The following is an 18022-nucleotide window of genomic DNA, read 5'->3' as shown; positions in this document are numbered from 1 at the left end:
ATAAGGCGGAAAAACAGGTGGCCTTGCGCGCCTTGTCAGCGGGCCAGGCAGCCGGAACGGGGCGATGGCGGCCTGCACCGACAGTGCGGCCTGCATCTTCCATGATCTTGCTTTCACGGCTGCCCCGCAGCCGCCATCTCCCGGTCTCCTCATCAACCCAGCCGGAAAGGGCGTGGGAACGAGACCGCTTGCGCATTGCGGTGAGAAAGCGGCGGAGGCGAGAGCGTCTGACGCTTGGGGATTGTTAAGGAATCAGTAAATCGGCAAGCCGGTGTTAAGCAGAGTGGAGAGGCGCAAAAGCGTCGTGCTGGAAGCACTTATTTTTAACGATCCCTAAACGGTCCTCTCAGGAATCGCCGAAACCGAGCCAGGGCTCGAGGCTCTCCCAAGTCTGGTCCATTGCATATTCGGGCACGAAGGGCAGCGAGACGTGCCCGAAACGCAGCGAAAGCTGTCCCTCGGCCGCGTCCTCGCCCTGCTTGGCGATCGAGGCCACGTAGAGGGCCGAGGCAAGGCCGGTGCGGTCGGAGCCGGAATTGCAGTGGATCAGCAAGGGCTTGGGCGCCTTCGCCATCAGCTCGATCAATTGCTGAGCCCGGGCCTGCGTCAACTCGTGCTTGGCGGACATGCTGAAATCGATATGCGCGACGCCGAGCGCCTTCGCGTCAGCCAGTTCCTTGTCGTACCAGTGCTCGCCGGGATTGGCACCGCGCAGATTGATGATGGTCTTGATGCCGTAGCGCTGAACGACGCGGGTCATCAGCCCGTTGCCGAGTTGGGCGGACCGATAGACCTCGCCGGGCACGACGGTGCCGAAATTACCGGTAAGGAGGGCATTGCTCGCATAGGCGCCGACGGCGAGCACGGCGGCGAGGAGACATCCGCCAGTCACGGCAAGGATCGATTTTCGGCCGGGAAGCATTACAGGACCACACACAACAAGGAGAGTTCCTATTCGCGCGTGGATTGCAGCCAAAAAAGGGCTGTTTATTTCCGGAAGGTAAAGATGGCAGCTATCTTTTGGGGGGTGTGCTGCCTGTGGCCCACGATCCACGATTGCAGGCATCGGCGAGGAACGGAGCTGCCAGGGCAATCGCTTCAGGTTCACGAAACGCGACGCGAACGATGATGGGGTATTGTGCAGGCTCACTCGTCATTGCGAGCGCAGCGAAGCAATCCAGGGGTCGAAGAGCAGTGTCCGTTGCCCCCTGGATTGCTTCGCTTCGCTCGCAATGACGACAAGGAGAGCGTCAAATCAACCCGAGGCGATTGCCCTCCCGAACCGCAGAAGCCCGGTTTCATGGGAAGGCCTTACAGCGTATAATCGCTGATGCGAATATGATCATAAGATCAAAAAGGGGAGAGGCTTCATGCATGCGACCCCGATCACAGGAGCCCAGATCCGGGCAGGCCGCGCCTTGCTCCGCTGGACGGCCCAGAAGCTGGCCGACGCCTCCAGGCTGGGTGTGGCGACTATCCGCCGTGCGGATGCCGCCGACGACGTCCCCCAGATTACCGCGGCCAATGCCGCAGCCATTCGACGGGCCCTCGAAACGGGAGGGGTCGAATTTATCTGGGATCATGGTAGAGGTGTCGGAGTCCGCCTCGCACGCAACCGCGCGCCGCAGGGGGAGCATTTTGACTTTGTCAGTGATGGGAATGAAGGGTGAGGAAGTCTGTCTTGGCCGTGGCTGCGGCGATGCCGGTGGTGTTGGGCGTATCGCAGGCGCAGGCCTATGATTACATGGCGGTCGGTATCGGCACCATGCCGTGCAAATATTGGCTGTCCACGCCGCAACTCGAGGGGGAAGGCAATACCTGGATTCTGGGTTGGTGGACGGGGCTGGATAGCCGCAACGACAATCATTGGGTCGGCAGCAGCACGGATGGCAATGGCATCATCTTGGTCGTGAAGAAAGAATGCCAGAACAACCCCAATAAGCTACTCATGAATGTGATCGCCGACCTTTTCAAGAAATGGAATCATCCGCCCAAATAAAGTTTTCGTCAGCGCGGGCTTGCTTCTGCTCCAATATGGGCATGAATGCAGGTGATTCTAGGCATATCCAGAATACACTGTTGCGATAGACATTTTGTTGCTGCGTTTCCCGCTTCTGAGCACGCGGGAGCTGCTCCGAATCAAAAAGGCTGGAGCCTCGCGGCTCCAGCCTTTTTCACGGGGTTCACTCGGCGCCCGTATGCCAGGGGCCATGATGGGCGCCGGGCTGGTCGATACGCTCGAAACCATGGGCGCCAAAGATGTCGCGCTGGGCCTGGACCAGGTCCACCGTGGCGCGGCTGGTGCGCAGTTGCTGCAGATAGTTCACCGCCGAAGTCAGCGCCGGCACCGGATGGCCGTTGGCGACGGCGAGGCCCAGGATTTTGCGGGCGGACGGCAGGGCCGCCTTCAGCTCACCGGCGAAGTCCGGATCGAGGATCAGCGATTCGGGCGCGGGCGTGGCGGAATAAGCCTTCGACATCGAATCGAGCATGCGCGAGCGGATGATGCAGCCCGCACGCCAGATCTTGGCGATCTCGGCCAGCGGCAGGTTCCAGTCGAATTGCCTGGAGCCGGCGGCGAGCACGTCGAAGCCCTGGGCGTAAGCGAGGATCTTGCCGGTGAGCAGCGTCTTCTCGATGTCGGCGATGATCTCAGGCGTGGCCGAACCGATCGGCGCCCGCTCGGCATCGCCCAAGGCCCCATTCACCGCCTGGCGCAGGCTGCGCATGGAAGAGAGGCCGCGGGCTTCCACCGCCGCCGCAATGGCGCTGGCAGGCACGCCGAGGTCGAGCGCCTCGATGGCGGACCAGCGGCCCGTGCCCTTCTGTCCCGCGCTGTCGAGGATGACATCAACCAGAGGCTTGCTCGTGGTCGGATCGACTGAACGCAGCGCCTGCACCGAGATTTCGGTGAGGTAGGAGGCCAACGGCCCCTTTGTCCAGCCTTCGAACACATCGGCGATGGCAGCGGGCGTCATGCCCAGGCCCGAGCGCATCAGGCCATAGGCTTCGGCAATCATCTGCATGTCGGCATATTCGATGCCGTTATGCAGCGTCTTAACGAAATGGCCGGCGCCGGCAGGGCCCATATAGCCGCAGCAGGACGCGCCTTCATAGCGGGCCGCGATGGCGTTCAGCACATCCTTGACGCGCTCATAGGCCTTGGGGCTGCCGCCGACCATGATCGAGGGGCCGTGGCGGGCGCCCTCCTCGCCACCGGACACGCCGACGCCGAGGAACTGGAAGCCCTCGGCGCCGAGCGCTTTGTCATGGGCGACGCTGTCGCGGTAATTGGCATTGCCGGCATCGATGATGATGTCGCCCTGCGAAAGATGGGGCTTCAACTGGTCGATGGTCTCGTCGACGGCGGCGCCGGCCTTGACCATCAGCAGAAGCGCGCGCGGCGGCTTGAGGGCAGCGATGAGCTCTTCGATCGTGTGGCAGGCGATCATGTTGCCGGCGAGATCGCCCGCTTCCTTGATCGCCTCATCCGTGCGCGCCGGGGAGCGGTTGAAGACGGCGACCTTGAAACCCTTTTCGGCGATGTTCATGGCGAGGTTGCGCCCCATCACCGCCATGCCGATGACTGCAATATCTGCCTGTGCCACTTGTGCGTCTCCCCTGATCACTCAGCAACCGATCATATTGTCAAAATCGATCCTTGCCAGCGCTATGCCGCCTTTGTCGCCCGATGTACAGACCTGGCGGCGCTCATTGTGTAGGCAAAGGCGCTTTCCGAAAATTTCGAAAGATCTCGGAAAATCGACGAGTTTGACCTATCCACCGGGCCGGTACGATCGATTCAACGCGGGATGCCCGGTGAAGGTTGCGCGTACCGCAGTCCAGGCATGCGCCCGCCCCGCCCTGTCATTGTCACCAGATCTGTGGCGGTGACAGAGGCACCGGATCGGTCCTGAAGCCGTGTCGGTAGCGGGTGCGCAGCTCCAGGCTTTGGGCAAGCTGCTCGATGCTGTCGAGGGCGCGCCTCAGCTCCGTGTGGCTGTAATAGGTCAGGAGCCCGGTCGCGAGCTCGCTCTCGCCGGCATCGAGGAGAACGGCGGCGCTGCGGACGATTCCGGCCTGGCTGCGGCTCAGCTCGGCCTCGATCGCCTCCCACAGCGCGGTCGCTTCCGGCAGGAAGGCCTCGTGATGCTGGAAGATGAGGTTGAGCAGGCGCTTGCCGGCCGCGCTGGCCGAACGGGTCGACTCGATGCCCTGCGGTATCAGCGAGACCGTGTCGGAGCGCCCCTTGTCCGCGTGCCGCGTGTCGAGGAAGCGGGCGGCCTCGCCCCCGCTGAGATAACGGTGGGCGCGATACTCTTCGGGAACCTCGGCAACGCCCATGAACACCGGCACGAAGGGCGCGGCAACGGCGCCGACCTGCGTGTGCCAAAGCATGCGGAGCTCCTTGTGGGCCGGCGTCGCCAGGGGCACCACTTGGCCATAGCCGGCCGTATCGCCGGTAAGCCGCGCCGTGCGCACGGCCCAAATCACATCGGCAAGCCCGATCTTGCCAGGCCGCCGGGCGCGTCCTGCCATCTCGGCCTCGATCCAGGCGGCACCGGCCCAGCGCCCCCTGCCGTCGCCATAGACTGCATTGGCATCGAACGGCCCCTCGCCGCTATACCAGCCCTGCCCGCGCGCGAAGGAGACGAAATGCGCGGGATAGAGGAAGTCGGCCGGGCGGGAGTCATGCACCGGCACCACGCCGACATAGCCCGGGCGCGAGGCACGGATGGCGTCGGGTCCGAGCCGCTCGGCCACCCACAGACCCTGCCCGCCCGAAAACTCGATCACCACCCAGGCTTCCTCGGCATCGGCGATCAGATGTGAGTTGCCGCCATAGTCGGCATAGCCATGGCGGGCAATGAGATCGGCGATGATTTCGACGCCGTCGCGTGCCGTCCTGGCCCTCTCCAAAAGGATACGGGCAAGGTCACTGTAATTGGGGCCACTCTGGTCCACCGGCGTCATGGCGATCAGCTCGGGACGGGACGGCGACCAGATGTCGCGCACGGCGACGCCATGCTCGTTGAGCCCACCATTGGTCAGCGGCGACGGCACGCCTTTGTAATGGCTGTAGCTGACGCGAATATGCCGCGATGTCTCGGCAACCTGCGGAATTTCGCTCATCCGCCCCGGTAGATCGGCCTGCTGCGTCACTCCGACGCTGATCACAGTGCCAGGTGCGTGGTGCCGGCGCGGCACGATTTCCAGCCAGTGGCTGGACGGCTCGTCGCCATAGCCGGCGAGATAGGCGATGCCGTCAGCCGTATGATTCCTGCCGATATAGAGACCGTAGCTCACACGCCCCTCCGCCTTGCCTGCCTGCCGGGCGTTCATGCCATGACAGCCACCCCTCACCAATAGGATAAGTGTCCCTCCTTATGGCCGAGTTGCGTAACAGGTGTGTCTTTGGTCACGTACCAATAACGCAGAGCGCGTTAACCTTTGTGCAAGGTCATCGCCTCTAGCGTGAGGAACTCAGGCAGCGGCGCTGCAACAATCGAATCGGAGGCCAGGCACGTCATGGCTGATATCGCGCAAAATGCTCAACTGTCGGGCGATCTGCTGCAGACAATGTTCGCCTCGAACATGACCAACATGATCGTTCTCGATCTTGTGGTTGCCGCCATCATTTTGCTCGCGCATCGTTTCTTTCTTGCGAACGAGCGTCGCATTAACTCTGCGTCATCCACGCCGAACGAATAAGTCCGAACCCACTTTGATGCTACGGCGGGCAAACCCTGGGTCGCCCGCCTTCACCAGTCCTTACGCTTCATAGCAGGCTGTCCCGCGACCCGCTCGGTGCCGGGAATGACATGGTCGATCTGCACCATGCAGAGCACCGCCCCCACCACCACGATCACCGCCCCCGTCAGCAGCGCCGGCACGAACGAACCGCCGGCCTCGACGATGAAGCCGGTCACGGCCGGGGTCGGCGCACCACCCGCATAGCCGCCGAAATTCTGCATCGAGGCGATCGAGGCCGCGGTGTTGGCGCGCTGCCATTTCTGACTCGCTCGGGGATCGAAGTGCCGGCGCAAGCTCCGCGCCGCCGCCCGGTTCGGCGCTGCGGGAACCTACCACTCCGGCGTGAGTTTTTTTCAGGAGCGGCGGACATCCGGCCGCGCCTTTCCACTCAATGCCGAGGAAGAACACATGGCAGACACCTTGTCACCGGAAGACATGCGCAAGGAATTCGATAAGCAGATCGCGGATCTGAAAAAGGAGGTCGGCGCTCTCAGCAAGATGCTCGCCCGGCAGGGCGCCGAGAGCCTTGAGCGCACGCGGGAAAGCGCTGCAGATGCCCTCGACCGTGCGAAGGGGCACGCCCGCGGCTCACTCCAGCACGTCCGCGAACAGGCTCAGTTCGTCTCGGACACCATGAAGGAAAATCCCGGCACGGCCGCCACCGTGCTCTCGTCAGCCGGCGTTATCGGCTTCGTGCTGGGCCTTATCGTCGGTACGCAGTTGTCCAGTCATTCCCGGCACTGGTAGTTCGCGAGGAGAGCGGCGGATCTCGATCGCCGCCCTCTCTTCCCACACGATCTTCGGTTAAAGCGAAATCGGGTCAGCAAAAGTGCGCGCCGTCATTCCGGGCGACCGAAGGGAGACCCGGAATCCATGAACACTAACTTCGAAGGACTGTGTTCATGGATTCCGGCGTTCCGCTTCGCTCCAGCCGGAATGACGGGCGTAGGCTGCGAATCTCTCTAATCGGGTATCGCTCGAGCGGCGACCCCGCATATGCGTGATGCCCAGCCTGACAGCTCCGCCACGGCAGGCGTTGCCGGGTCAGGAACCGACCTTCGACGCCGCTCGCGCGATGAGCGCCTCGAGGGGTTCCGGGCGATGCAGCAGGAACCCCTGGCCATAGTCGATGCCCAGCTCGTACAACATATCGAGCACATCCTCCTGCTCGATCCTCTCGGCCACCACGCTGCAGCCAAGGCTCCTGGCGATACCGGCGACAGCCACGACGATCTCGCGGTCGAAGCGGCTATGGGTGATGTTCTCGACGAAGGAGCCGTCGATCTTGATGGCATCGACCGGGAAGCGCCTGAGATATTCGAAGGAACTCATGCCGGCGCCGAAATCGTCGAGGCTGACCCGGCATTGGCGCTCTCGCGCTTTCTGCACGAATTGCGCGGCAGCCTCGTAATTGGTGACGGCCGCCGTCTCCGTGATCTCGAAGCCAATGCCGGCATGGGACGCGCCTGTTTCCTCGATCAGGTTGTCGACGAAGCTCCAAAGCTGCGGGTCGCTGAGCGTCTGCGCCGACAGGTTGAAGCAAAGTGTCACCTCTCCCGATCTTGTGGCGGCACCATAGAGCGAAAGGGCTCTCAGGATGATCCAGCGGTCGACCCGGGAGGCCAACCCGAACCGCTCGGCGACCTTGACGAAATCGCCCGGCGGAATGGACGTCCCGTTGCGCGTCGTCAGCCGGGCCAGGACCTCGATGCGGCGGCTTGCCTGCCAGGGCTTGCCGAGCAGATGGATCTGCTGCCCAAAGAGCTGCAGGGTGCCCTCGTCAAGAGCCTCGAGAGTATCCGTCGCCACGCGCGAGGAGTTGAGGCCCCTGGCGCCCGCTCCGTCAACGGAGAAGACGGCAAACCGGTTGCGGCCGGCGGCCTTGGCGGCGTAGCAGGCGTCGTCCGCATTGGCCAGCGCATCGGCAACGCTCGTGCTGCAATCGGTGATCAGGGCAATGCCGACGCTTGCCGCCAGCTTGCGCGACAACAGCCCTTGCCCGAGATCCGCATTGCGGATGGCGGCGAGGATCGTCTCGGCGAGCTTCCTGGCCTGAACCGCATCGCAAGTGGGAAACACCATCGCAAACTCGTCGCCCCCGAGGCGCGCCGCGAAAGCCGAGGGCGGCAGGCAGCCCACGAAGCTGGCGGTGACGTTCTTGAGGGCAAGGTCGCCGGCAGCATGGCCGGCAAAGTCATTCAAGGCCTTGAAGTAGTCGATATCGACGTAGAAGACCGCAAGCGGAAGCTGAAGGGGATCGCCGATGGTGCCGGACAGCTGCTTTTCGAATGCGGCGCGATTCAAGAGGCCCGTCAGCACGTCGTGTCGGGCCGCGAAAGCGAGCTCCTGCTGGCGCTGCCTTTCTTCCGTGATGTCACGCACGGTGCCGAGTATCCGCCCTGCCGAGGGGCCGTCGGACAGGTGGCGGACCAGCGACTCGATGTGACGGATTTCACCGTCGCGGCGAATGATGCGGTATTCGACGGCGGTAACGCCCTGATTCTCCAGGGGTTCCAGATGCGCCCGCTCCGTCGCCTCCTTGTCCTCGGGATGCAGGAAGGTATGCCAGAGATCCGCCGAGACTTCGTCCGTCTTGGAAACAACGCCGTAGATCTCGCGCGTTCGCGCATCCCAATAGCTCTTCGGGCTATTGAGCTCATGGTGCCAGATCCCGATGCCGGTAGCCGCCAGCGCCAACCTCAGCCGCGCATTGGCTTGCTCGAGCTCAGCCTCCGCCTCCTTCTGCCTGGTGATGTCGGTCTGGACGCCGATGACACGGATCGGCCGTCCCTCGCCATCGCGCTCGACGATACCGCCGCGGTCGAGGACCCATACCCAGCCGCCGGATTTGTGCTGCAGGCGCAGTTCGGTCTCGATCATATCCGTCAGGCCCGCGATGTGGCGCTCGCCACTTTCCAGCGCCTGCGCCTTGTCATCCGGATGCGTCAGCTTCAGCCAGCGGTCGAACGTATCGCTTAGTTCATGGGCGTCGTAGCCAAGCATGTGCGACCAGGTCGGCGAATAATAACATTTGCCGCTCCGCAGATCCCAGTCCCACACGCCAAGGCGGGCACGCTCGAGCGCCAGTTCCAGAGCCTCGACCTCGCGACTTCTATCTTTCGTCATAGCAATATATTGCGCGCCCGCTTGGGGTCATTGTGCATGAAACAAGCTCCGATGCACGCCATGTGCAAATCAGGATTTGAACTTCTCACTGCTTTACATTGCTCTCGATGGGCGCGTGTTGCAGATCCGACCATAGGATAAACCCGACAACACGTCGATCAGAAAGCGTGCCGCCCTTTATATCCCCGATTTCCTGTATCAAAGGTGTATTCCTTGGACTTGATATACAGAAATGGCCAAAGAAGGAATGACAAGGTTCTATCCGTCCTAGGCAGTGGCTTCCGCAATCCATTTTCGTCCAACGCCGTTATTGCTGCGGCGATGAGCGGTTCGTTCCGCGAAGGAGGGCCCCTCCCGCATTCTATGCCGCAATGCCCCGCTGCTGCCTCTTGGTCATCGAATATCCCCTGAATTGTCGCCTTTTCTATTTCGCGGAATATCTGTCAACCATGCGCCATGGCCATGCCGGCAAAAAAAGGGGGGAAGGCATCGGGGCGGTGCTCCCGCGCCAACATGCGCAGAGCCTCGCGAAGGTAACAGCCTGCAATTTCAACGGGTCAAAAAAGGTGGTGCTGCAAGAGAGGATTGAACTCTCGACCTCTCCCTTACCAAGGGAGTGCTCTACCACTGAGCTACTGCAGCATCTGCCAGGGGACTCGTCCGAAGGGACTTGCCCGGCGCGGCGCCCTAGTGCCACAAGGGAGGCTTCAGTGCAAGACGCCTGCCGTATAAAGTTGCTGATTAGATGAGTTCGCCTCCCAAAACCGAAGCCGAAAAGCGGGCCGAGCGCCTCGCCAAGGCCCTGCGCGCCAATCTTGGGCGGCGCAAGTCGCAGGCGCGCGGGCGCGATGCGGCTTCGGTCGAGGAGGCCGATGCGCCGAAAAGCGATGCGAAAAAGTCACAAGAGGATTCCGAATAGCCGCCACCCGCCTGCGGCCGGGGTTTCGCCCTTGTCCGGCCTTTGTGGTTCGTTTACTCAAACCGGTTAACCTTAGTGTTTGAGTGACTCGTTTCGGAGTCCCGGCCCCCTTATAGCTCTTCCCTCGCGAGCGGGCCGAAGCCATTTCGAAGGACTGATCATGGATCGCATCAAGATCACCGGCGGCGCGCCGCTCCACGGCGTCATCCCGATTTCCGGTGCCAAGAACGCTGCCCTGCCGCTGATGATTGCGAGCCTCCTGTCCGAAGACGTGTTGACCCTGACCAACGTGCCGCGCCTCGCCGACGTCGCCCTGCTCGCCCGCATCCTGGGCAATCACGGCCTCGACGTCACCATTGCCGGCAAGCGCCCGGGCGAGGTCGAGCTCACCGGCCAGACCGTGCGCCTTGATGCCCGCACCATCGTCGATACCACCGCTCCCTATGAACTCGTCTCGCGCATGCGCGCCAGCTTCTGGGTGCTCGGCCCGCTGCTCGCCCGCATGGGCCAGGCTCGCGTCTCGCTGCCAGGCGGCTGCGCCATCGGCACGCGGCCGGTCGACTTCCTGCTGATGGCAATGGAGCGCCTGGGCGCCACCATCGACATCGAGAACGGCTATGTGGTGGCGCAGGCCAAGAACGGCCTCAAGGGCGCCGAGATCGAGTTTCCGAAAGTTACCGTCGGCGGCACCCATGTGGCGCTGATGGCCGCCACCCTCGCCCACGGCACCACCGTCATCCACAATGCGGCGCGCGAGCCCGAAATCGTCGATGTCGCCGACTGCCTGATCAAGATGGGCGCCAAGATCAAGGGCGCCGGCACCTCCACCATCGAGATCACGGGCGTCTCCCGCCTGCAGGGCGCCCATCACCGCGTGGTATCCGACCGCATCGAAGCCGGCACCTATGCGATGTGCGTGGCGATGACGGGTGGCGACGTCATGCTCGACGGCGCCCAGCCCGGCTTGTTCGAGAACGCGCTCGACGTGCTGCGCGAGGCCGGCGCCGAGATCACCGCCACCAATGAGGGCATCCGCGTGCGCCGCAACGGCCACGGCATCGACCCGGTTGCGGTGACCACTGAGCCCTTCCCGGGCTTTCCCACCGACCTGCAGGCCCAGCTGATGGGCCTGATGACCAAGGCCAAGGGCAAATCGCGCATCACCGAGACGATCTTCGAGAACCGCTTCATGCATGTGCAGGAACTCGCCCGGCTCGGCGCCCACATCCATCTCGACGGCCAGACTGCTATCGTCGAGGGCGTACCCACCCTGAAGGGCGCGCCGGTGATGGCGACGGACCTGCGCGCCTCGGTCTCGCTGGTGATCGCAGGCCTGGCGGCGCAGGGCGAGACCACCGTCAACCGCGTCTATCACCTCGATCGCGGCTTCGAGAGCCTGGAGCGCAAGCTCGCCGCCTGTGGCGCGCAGATCGAGCGGATTTCCAGCGAGGGGTAACCCTGGGAGCGCGGACGTCCTTCCTGGGATCGCAGGCGTCTCGCCTGCCTCTTGGAAATATAGAGTTCAACAAAAAGGGCGCAGCCGATGAGGTCTGCGCCCTTTTCCTTTGCGTCGGTGGTTCAAGAACAGGCGAGACGCCTGCGATTGTCTATTCGAATCCTATCCTGAAAGCTTAGCTTTGGGGTGCCTCCAGCTCGGTGGCCGCCGAGCTGGAGGCGGGAGGGGACGGGTCGTGCCTGCGATCATCGAAGGACTGACTTAGGAGTCTGACCACCCCTCTCTTTTCCATGAGGCCTGAACGGATACCGGCTTAGCACCGGAGACAAGCAGAGGACTTGGAAAAGATGACGAGCAGCGTAGCACAGAACGTCGGCACCGATATCGGCAAAGATTATCTGGATGTCGCTCTCTTCGCGCCCTGATTGCCTGGCTTTCTTCCTGGATTGTCGAGCGTGTCGTATTCGAAGCCACCGGGGCTTACCATCGCCACTTCGAACGGGCCCTCAATGCAGCCGGCCTTGCAGCCGTCAAGCTCAACCCGCGCCAGGCCAGGCGCTTTGCCGAAGGCATTGGCAAGCTGGCCAAGACCGATCGCATCGACGCCATGACCCTGGCTCGTTATGGCCGTGCCTTCCAGCCGGAACCGACCCTCATCGTCAGCCAGGCCCTTGATGAGATGAAGCAATTGGCCGCAGCTCGCGATGCCCTGATGAAGATCAAAGTGGCGACCCAGACCCGCCAGCAGACGGCTGAACTGCCCCTGATCAAGCGCCAACTCGCCAAGACACTGGCCCTGACCGAAGCGCAGATAAAGGCCATCGACGCGGAGATCGCCAAGCGAGCCGACAAGGATCCCGCCTTCAAGCGCAGAGCCGAAATCCTCGACTCCATCCCCGCCGTGGCACCCATCACCGCGCACGCCATGCTCATCCACATGCCCGAACTGGGCACCCTGTCCCCCGCTCAAGCGGCCAGCCTGGCCGGGCTCGCCCCTGTCCCACGCGACAGCGGCAGCAAAAATGGCAAGCGCTTCATTCGCGGCGGAAGAGCCCTTCTGCGACGAGCCCTCTATATGCCTATGGTCTCCGCCATCCGATGGAACCCAGATCTCGGTGCCAAATACCAAGCCATGGTCGCTGCCGGAAAGCCCAAGAAGCTCGCCATCGTCGCTATCATGCGAAAGCTCATTATCCTCGCTAACGCTCTCTTGCGAGATAATCGTAGTTGGACACCGAAACCCGCTTGACCGAATACGGATACTCCCAGAAAGGACGTCCGCGCTCTCAGCCCTACTCCCCATCCAGGAAATCCAGCACCGCGGCGTTGAAGAAGTCCGGGTCCTGCAGGAAGGCGAAGTGGCTGGCATTGGGCAGGATCAGGAGCCCTGCCCCCGGTACGATGGTGGCGATATATTCGGTGTGCTCGCGCTTGATCGCCTCGTCATGGTCGCCGTCGACCACCAGCACCGGCGCCTTGATCGACTTCAGATCGGCGTCCGACCAGTTGGGTTGGCTCGCCCACATATGGCTGATCTGGTCGACGAAGGCGTCATATTCCTTCGGCGTGGCCGAGAGCTTCCCGTACTCCTTGCCGGCGCGCTCGATATAGGCCGCGAAGGTCGGATTCTTTTCCACGCCGTCCTTCACGCCGGAGGTCACGGTGTTGGCCGCGAAGGCGAAGATCTTGTTGACGCGGTCGGGATGGCGGATGGCAAGGTCGAGGCCCAATATGCCGCCATCGCTCCAGCCGACGATATCAGCGCGCTGGATCTTGAGATGGTCGAGCAGCGCCACGACGTCGTCGGCCATCAGGTCATAGCCGTAAGGTCTGGCATCGCGCATGCTGCGGCCATGGCCGCGGCTGTCGACCAGGATCACCTGGTGATGCGGGGCCAGCGCCTTGACCTGCAGCCCCCAATAATCGGAATTGCCAAGGCCGCCATGCAGCATCACCACCGCCGGTCCCTTGCCGATGGTGGCGTAATAGAGCTTGATGCCGTTGACCTCGGCAAAGCCGCTCTTCTCGCCGGCGACGGGAGGCGGCGTCGGCGGCAGGGTCTCCCAGCGCTCGGCAGCGAGAACCGTCCCGAGCGAGGCGATCAACAGCAGGAAGGCGGAGAAGGCAGCAGAGATCACGCGCATGGCAGGGTCCATCGGTTTCCGATCCGGTCGCAGGCGACGATCCACCTTTTAAGCGCGAAGGTAAAGATCTACAAAATTAGTAGACTGATGCCGGGAGCGCGGACAGCCCCTGGGAGCGCGGACGTCCCTACGACACTCAAGCGAGTGTCGGACGATCCGCTCTTAGAAACGTCGCGTGAGGGGAAGGCCCTGCCGTAGTTAACGCTGCACCCCTTTTTACAGGCGTCCCGGTTCCAAGAGCGGACGAGACGTCCGCGCTCCCAGCTACCCCGCATTGTCGCCGATCCAGCGATACCAGGCATCGGCACTGCCGTTGAAGACGTTGAGATCGATCTTGCCATCGACGCCGTGGGACAGGCCGGAGCCGGAATATTGCCAGAAGATCCACTTCCGATCGTCGAACACCTTCGAGGGGTGCTGCGCGACCGAGCGCAGCCAGAAGGGATAGTCGAGGAAGGCGCCTTCCAGATTGTCGTGATAGAAGCCCGGCGCGGTGTAGATGATGGGCCGCTGGCCGTAATAGCGCTCCACCATGGTGATGAAGACGCGCATCTTTTCCTGCACCTGGGCGGGTGACAGGCGCGCCTTGCAATCCGAATCGGCGTTCCATTCCACATCGAGCACGGGCGGCAGGGCGCCCTCGGCCCTGGGCACATTGCGCATGAACCAGCGCGCCTGCTCGGCGGCGTTGCGGCACCAGTAGAAGAAGTGGTAGGCGCCGCGCCTCAGGCCGGCCTGATGCGCCGCCTGCCAGTTGTATCTGAACATCGGATCGAGATGATCGCCGCCGTCGGTGGCCTTGATGAAGGCGAAATTGGCACCCTGGAGGCGCAGGGTCTGCCAGTCGATGTCGCCCTGCCAGCGCGAGACGTCGACACCATGCACGGCGAACACACGGGGGGAGGCCCGGCCGAAATTGATCGGCTTGGCATCGCTGAAGCGGCGGCCGTAGATGCGGTCGCGCGGACCGGACCGCATAGCCGGCTCCCGCGGCAGGGGAACGGCGTCCGGGCGGACCGGCGGGACGGCCACGAAGGCGACCGTTTTTCGGGGGCCCAGGGCTGGCAAGGGCTGGGCATCCGGCAAGGCTTGTGAATCCGGCAAGGGTTGCTCGACCGGCGCCGGTGGCAGGGGAGCAGTCGTATCGGCGATGGACGCGGTGGTGTCCGGCGTCGAAACGCGCGGAGAACCGGAGGTATAGCTGCTGACTGCGCCGCAGCCGGCCAAGAGAAGGCAAGCGCCGAGAAGGGCGAAAAGGCCGGGAACACGCATGGGTACTCTGTCGAACAAACGCCAAAACTGCCGCAGCCTTGGTTGCCCGAGGCTGCAGCCCAAGATCTGGGCCAAATTCGCAAAAAATGGCTGAATCCTGGCGCGTTATGGCCGGCCTGCGGCAGCGGGAGCGCGCCAATCCCGAATCATGGTGACTATTTGCTTACGAGACGGCTGGAATCGCAGGCTTCCAGCCTGCCTCTTCCCGGGTGCGCGGACGTCCCGTCCGCTCTTTGGCGGTATCGAGTGCTGCGAGAGCCCCGGTTGAGCATGCGCGCGAGACGATGCCGGCGGCAACTCCTATCCGGGAATGCGTTGTTTCCAAGAGCGGACGGGGACGTCCGCGCACCCGGGAAGAAACAGGCTGGAAGCCTGCTTTCCCCGAGTTCTACTCCGCGGCCTGCGCCTTCACCTGAAAGGGCAGGTCCAGTCTGTGCCAGACCGCCACCAGAGCCTTGGTGAGATCGGCGATCAGAGCCTCGTTATGGAAAGGCGTCGGCGTGATGCGCAGGCGCTCGCTGCCGCGCGGCACCGTCGGATAATTGATCGGCTGGATATAGATGCCATGATCGGCCAGCAGCAGGTCGCTCGCCGCCTTGCAGCGCTCGGCATCGCCGACGATCACCGGCACGATATGCGTATCGGAGATCGCCACCGGGAGACCGGCGCGGGCGAGGGCCGCCTTGGTCCTCGCGGCATTGGCCTGCTGGGCGGCACGCTCGGCCTGCGAGCTCTTGAGATGGCGGACCGAGGCCTGCGCCGCCGCCGCGACCGCCGGCGGCAGGGCCGAGGTGAAGATGAAGCCCGGCGCATGCGAGCGCACAGCGTCGACGATCGGCGCCGCTGCGGCGATATAGCCGCCCAGGGCACCGAAGGCCTTGGCGAGCGTGCCCTCGATCACGTCGACACGCTCCATCACGCCGTCGCGCTCGGCGATGCCGCCACCACGCGGACCGTACATGCCCACCGCGTGTACCTCGTCGAGATAGGTCATGGCATTGTAGCGCTCGGCGAGATCGCAGATGCGACCGATGGGGGCGACATCGCCATCCATCGAATAGACGCTCTCGAAGGCGATGAGCTTGGGCCTTTCCTGGCCGGCCTTGCGCAGGAGCTCTTCCAGATGGTCGAGATCGTTGTGGCGGAAGATCGCCTTCTCGCGGCCGGACTGGCGCACGCCCTCGATCATCGAATTGTGGTTGAGCTGGTCGGACAGGATCAGCGCGTCCGGCAGGAGCTTGCCGATGGTGGAGATGCCGGTCTGGTTCGAGACATAGCCGGAGGTGAAGACGAGCGCGGCTTCCTTGCCATGGAGATCGGCAAGCTCAGCCTCGAGCATCACCACCTGGTGGCTGTTGCCGGAGATGTTGCGGGTGCCGCCGGCGCCGACGCCGAGCTGCCTGGCCGCGGTCACCATCGCCTCGATCGAGGCGGGGTGCTGGCCCATGCCGAGATAGTCGTTCGAGCACCACACCACGATCTCGCGCCGGCCCTGCGGCGAATGCCAGAGGGCATGCGGGAATCGCCCGGCGATACGCTCGATATCGGCGAACACCCGATAGCGCTTTTCCTGCCGGAGCGAGTCGACCGCATTTTCGAAGATCGCGGTGTAATTCATCATCTCAACCCAACTTTGCCGATGCCTGGGCCTCAATAACCGGACCTCGCCGGAGTGCCTGTGCACCAGGATACATCACGGGATTTCCCGTGTGGAACTCCTCAAAACTGAGAAAGTCATATCGTCATTCCTGTGATAATGCATCAGGCAGCGTGACATGGATGGCGATTGGTCGCGCCCCGCTCCGTCCGGACCCCTTGCCCGAGGAGGCTGCTAGGCCCGGGCATACCTCGATCGGCCTCCTCGATTGAACCGATCGGGCTTGCCACACGTATTACCGTCGCGTCTGCGGCAATCCTGCTCCTGCGCTTTCTGGAACGATGGTCTGCAACGGTGCCATGAAACGGTTTGGCTGGCTTGGCCGCATCAACGCCTATTTCGGCAACGACGAGCCTCACCTCGCGGCGGCAGGCTCCGTGGCGCTCATCATCGCGGGAAACCAGCCTTTCTATCCGCTCTATGTCGCAGCGATCGCGGGAGGAAAATTCTGGCCCGCCCTGTTGACCTGGTTCTCCACGCCGTTCTTCCTCGCCGTGCCGGCGGTCTGTCGCCGCGCACCGCTTTCAGGCCGGCTCCTGCTGGCGGCTTGCGCGATCGGCAACACCATGGTCACAGCCGCCGCGCTGGGGCCTCGCAGCTGGGTAGAGTTGTTTTATCTGCCGTGCCTCGCTTTGGCGCCATTGCTCTTTGCCGGCAAGGAAGCGGGCTACGGCCTGATCGCCTGCGTCATTGGCAGCGGCGTTGGTCTCCTCGTCATCCATGGCAGCCATCAGCACGGGCTCGCGGCATTCGATGACGAACAATTTCGAGCCCTCGCCCGCCTGCATGGCTTCAGCGTCGCCGGGTTGCTTATCGTCTTCGCTTTCCTTGCCCTGCGCCTGCGAAGGCAGTTGCGAGCCACCACCGTTTCTCATTCGGGACACTAAGCAGACTTGCATTGGCAAACCAATGCTTCGCCTGCTTAGGTCTTTGTTTCGACGCAGGTTCTTGTAGGAAAGCCGTGGTACACTTTTCTGGAACCTGCTTAGGACACCACAGTGCTGGATCACATGAGCGTGACGTCCTACGATAGTCACGCAAGCGACCACAATCGGCCCTAACATTGTCCGCCCTTTGAAGGAGGTACATCATGTCATTTCGCCGTCTGACGCTCTTCTCCGCCCTCGGCCTGTCGCTCGCTCTCTTGGCCGCTCCCGCCCATGCCGAGATCATCAAGTACAAGGCAGACCTCTCCGGCCCGGGCGAAAACCCGCCGACCACCTCCAAGGGCACCGGTTCAATCGAGGCTGATCTCGATACCGCCACCCGCAAGCTGACCTGGTCCGGCAGCTATGCCGGCCTTACGGGGCCCGAGACCGCAGCGCATTTCCATGGCCCGGCGCCGGCAGGAGCCAATGCCGGCGTGATGGTGCCGGTGACGGCGAAGACGAGTCCCTTCAAGGGTTCCGCCACGCTGACGCCTGAACAAGCCAAAGCCTTTGCGGACGGCAATGTCTATTTCAACGTCCATACCGACCAGAACAAGGGTGGCGAGATCCGCGGCCAGATGATGCCTGAGAAATAGGCAACCTCCAGCGAATCGTCTTTCGCTGCCTCTGAAAATGGCGATTGCGGCGCAGGAGATGCCTCTTTATTGAGAGGCTGGTTCCCTTCCTGCGCTGCGACCGTACCCTGTGTCTTCACCCCCTGAAACCCGCATTCGCGAGCCTGCCGGCCAGGCTGCCAGCGGCTGG

At 63.1% G+C, this 18022-nt stretch carries 17 protein-coding genes and 1 tRNA gene; 9 read left to right on the top strand and 9 right to left on the bottom strand.

The features are described 5' to 3' along the window. Nucleotides 1-346: 346 nt before the first annotated feature. Complete coding sequence (locus QQL24_RS00410; protein ID WP_284309898.1) at nt 347-892, bottom strand: dual specificity protein phosphatase family protein; 546 nt, start codon at nt 890-892, stop codon at nt 347-349. Between the two features lie 478 nt (nt 893-1370). Between QQL24_RS00410 and QQL24_RS00405 the strand changes: the two genes are divergently transcribed. Continuing rightward, nucleotides 1371-1670: a transcriptional regulator gene (locus QQL24_RS00405; RefSeq protein WP_284309897.1), complete on the top strand. Its 300-nt coding sequence runs from the start codon at nt 1371-1373 to the stop codon at nt 1668-1670. Nucleotides 1671-1687: 17 nt separating this feature from the next. After that, nucleotides 1688-1999 carry an HdeA/HdeB family chaperone gene (locus tag QQL24_RS00400; RefSeq protein WP_284309971.1) on the top strand — a complete coding sequence of 104 codons (312 nt, stop codon included), beginning with the start codon at nt 1688-1690 and terminating at the stop codon, nt 1997-1999. A 184-nt stretch (nt 2000-2183) separates the two neighbouring features. On the opposite strand, the gene gndA is transcribed toward QQL24_RS00400, so the two are convergent. Both gndA and QQL24_RS00390 read right to left on the bottom strand, forming a co-directional pair. Beyond that, nucleotides 2184-3608: an NADP-dependent phosphogluconate dehydrogenase gene (gndA, locus tag QQL24_RS00395; protein WP_284309896.1), complete on the bottom strand. Its 1425-nt coding sequence runs from the start codon at nt 3606-3608 to the stop codon at nt 2184-2186. Between the two features lie 265 nt (nt 3609-3873). Continuing rightward, the gene (locus tag QQL24_RS00390; RefSeq protein WP_284309895.1) at nt 3874-5343 is read right to left on the bottom strand and encodes a C69 family dipeptidase; all 1470 of its coding nucleotides are present in this window, start codon (nt 5341-5343) and stop codon (nt 3874-3876) included. Between the two features lie 186 nt (nt 5344-5529). Here QQL24_RS00390 and QQL24_RS00385 point away from each other — a divergent pair, with 186 nt between their 5' ends. After that, a complete protein-coding gene (locus QQL24_RS00385; RefSeq protein WP_284309894.1) occupies nt 5530-5712 on the top strand; it encodes a hypothetical protein in 183 nt (60 codons plus the stop codon). A gap of 50 nt (nt 5713-5762) precedes the next feature. On the opposite strand, the gene QQL24_RS00380 is transcribed toward QQL24_RS00385, so the two are convergent. Next, nucleotides 5763-6047 (bottom strand): hypothetical protein, encoded by a 285-nt coding sequence (locus QQL24_RS00380; protein WP_284309893.1) that lies wholly within the window; start codon nt 6045-6047, stop codon nt 5763-5765. Nucleotides 6048-6162: 115 nt separating this feature from the next. Between QQL24_RS00380 and QQL24_RS00375 the strand changes: the two genes are divergently transcribed. Next, nucleotides 6163-6501 carry a hypothetical protein gene (locus QQL24_RS00375; protein ID WP_284309892.1) on the top strand — a complete coding sequence of 113 codons (339 nt, stop codon included), beginning with the start codon at nt 6163-6165 and terminating at the stop codon, nt 6499-6501. A 297-nt stretch (nt 6502-6798) separates the two neighbouring features. Here the strand turns inward: QQL24_RS00375 and QQL24_RS00370 are convergent, their stop codons facing one another. Beyond that, complete coding sequence (locus tag QQL24_RS00370; protein ID WP_284309891.1) at nt 6799-8880, bottom strand: EAL domain-containing protein; 2082 nt, start codon at nt 8878-8880, stop codon at nt 6799-6801. Between the two features lie 567 nt (nt 8881-9447). After that, a tRNA-Thr gene (locus tag QQL24_RS00365) sits at nt 9448-9522 on the bottom strand. Between the two features lie 103 nt (nt 9523-9625). Between QQL24_RS00365 and QQL24_RS00360 the strand changes: the two genes are divergently transcribed. The 3 genes from QQL24_RS00360 (at nt 9626) to QQL24_RS00350 (ending at nt 12504) form a co-directional block, all read left to right on the top strand. Then, complete coding sequence (locus QQL24_RS00360; RefSeq protein ID WP_284309890.1) at nt 9626-9799, top strand: hypothetical protein; 174 nt, start codon at nt 9626-9628, stop codon at nt 9797-9799. A 160-nt stretch (nt 9800-9959) separates the two neighbouring features. Next, a complete protein-coding gene (murA, locus tag QQL24_RS00355; RefSeq protein ID WP_284309889.1) occupies nt 9960-11255 on the top strand; it encodes a UDP-N-acetylglucosamine 1-carboxyvinyltransferase in 1296 nt (431 codons plus the stop codon). Between the two features lie 421 nt (nt 11256-11676). Next, nucleotides 11677-12504 carry a transposase gene (locus QQL24_RS00350; protein ID WP_431310619.1) on the top strand — a complete coding sequence of 276 codons (828 nt, stop codon included), beginning with the start codon at nt 11677-11679 and terminating at the stop codon, nt 12502-12504. A gap of 43 nt (nt 12505-12547) precedes the next feature. Here QQL24_RS00350 and QQL24_RS00345 read toward each other — a convergent pair whose 3' ends face one another. The 3 genes from QQL24_RS00345 to hemA form a co-directional block, all read right to left on the bottom strand. Beyond that, entirely contained in the window at nt 12548-13399 is an 852-nt protein-coding gene (locus QQL24_RS00345) for an alpha/beta fold hydrolase (RefSeq protein ID WP_284309888.1), read from the bottom strand. A gap of 264 nt (nt 13400-13663) precedes the next feature. Further along, nucleotides 13664-14671: a glycoside hydrolase family 25 protein gene (locus QQL24_RS00340; protein WP_284309887.1), complete on the bottom strand. Its 1008-nt coding sequence runs from the start codon at nt 14669-14671 to the stop codon at nt 13664-13666. Nucleotides 14672-15059: 388 nt separating this feature from the next. Further along, on the bottom strand, nt 15060-16289 hold the full coding sequence (gene hemA, locus QQL24_RS00335) for a 5-aminolevulinate synthase (protein WP_284309970.1): 1230 nt from the start codon (nt 16287-16289) through the stop codon (nt 15060-15062). 338 nt (nt 16290-16627) lie between these two features. On the opposite strand from hemA, the gene QQL24_RS00330 reads away from it, so the two are divergent. Both QQL24_RS00330 and QQL24_RS00325 read left to right on the top strand, forming a co-directional pair. Next, a complete protein-coding gene (locus QQL24_RS00330) occupies nt 16628-17215 on the top strand; it encodes a hypothetical protein (RefSeq protein ID WP_284309886.1) in 588 nt (195 codons plus the stop codon). A gap of 203 nt (nt 17216-17418) precedes the next feature. Further along, nucleotides 17419-17853, top strand: coding sequence for a CHRD domain-containing protein (locus QQL24_RS00325; RefSeq protein WP_284309885.1), 435 nt, complete (start codon nt 17419-17421; stop codon nt 17851-17853). Nucleotides 17854-18022 lie beyond the last annotated feature (169 nt).

This window comes from Labrys miyagiensis (genome assembly GCF_030160835.1).
Lineage (GTDB): Bacteria > Pseudomonadota > Alphaproteobacteria > Rhizobiales > Labraceae > Labrys > Labrys miyagiensis.
This window is presented reverse-complemented; position numbering and strand designations above follow the sequence as displayed.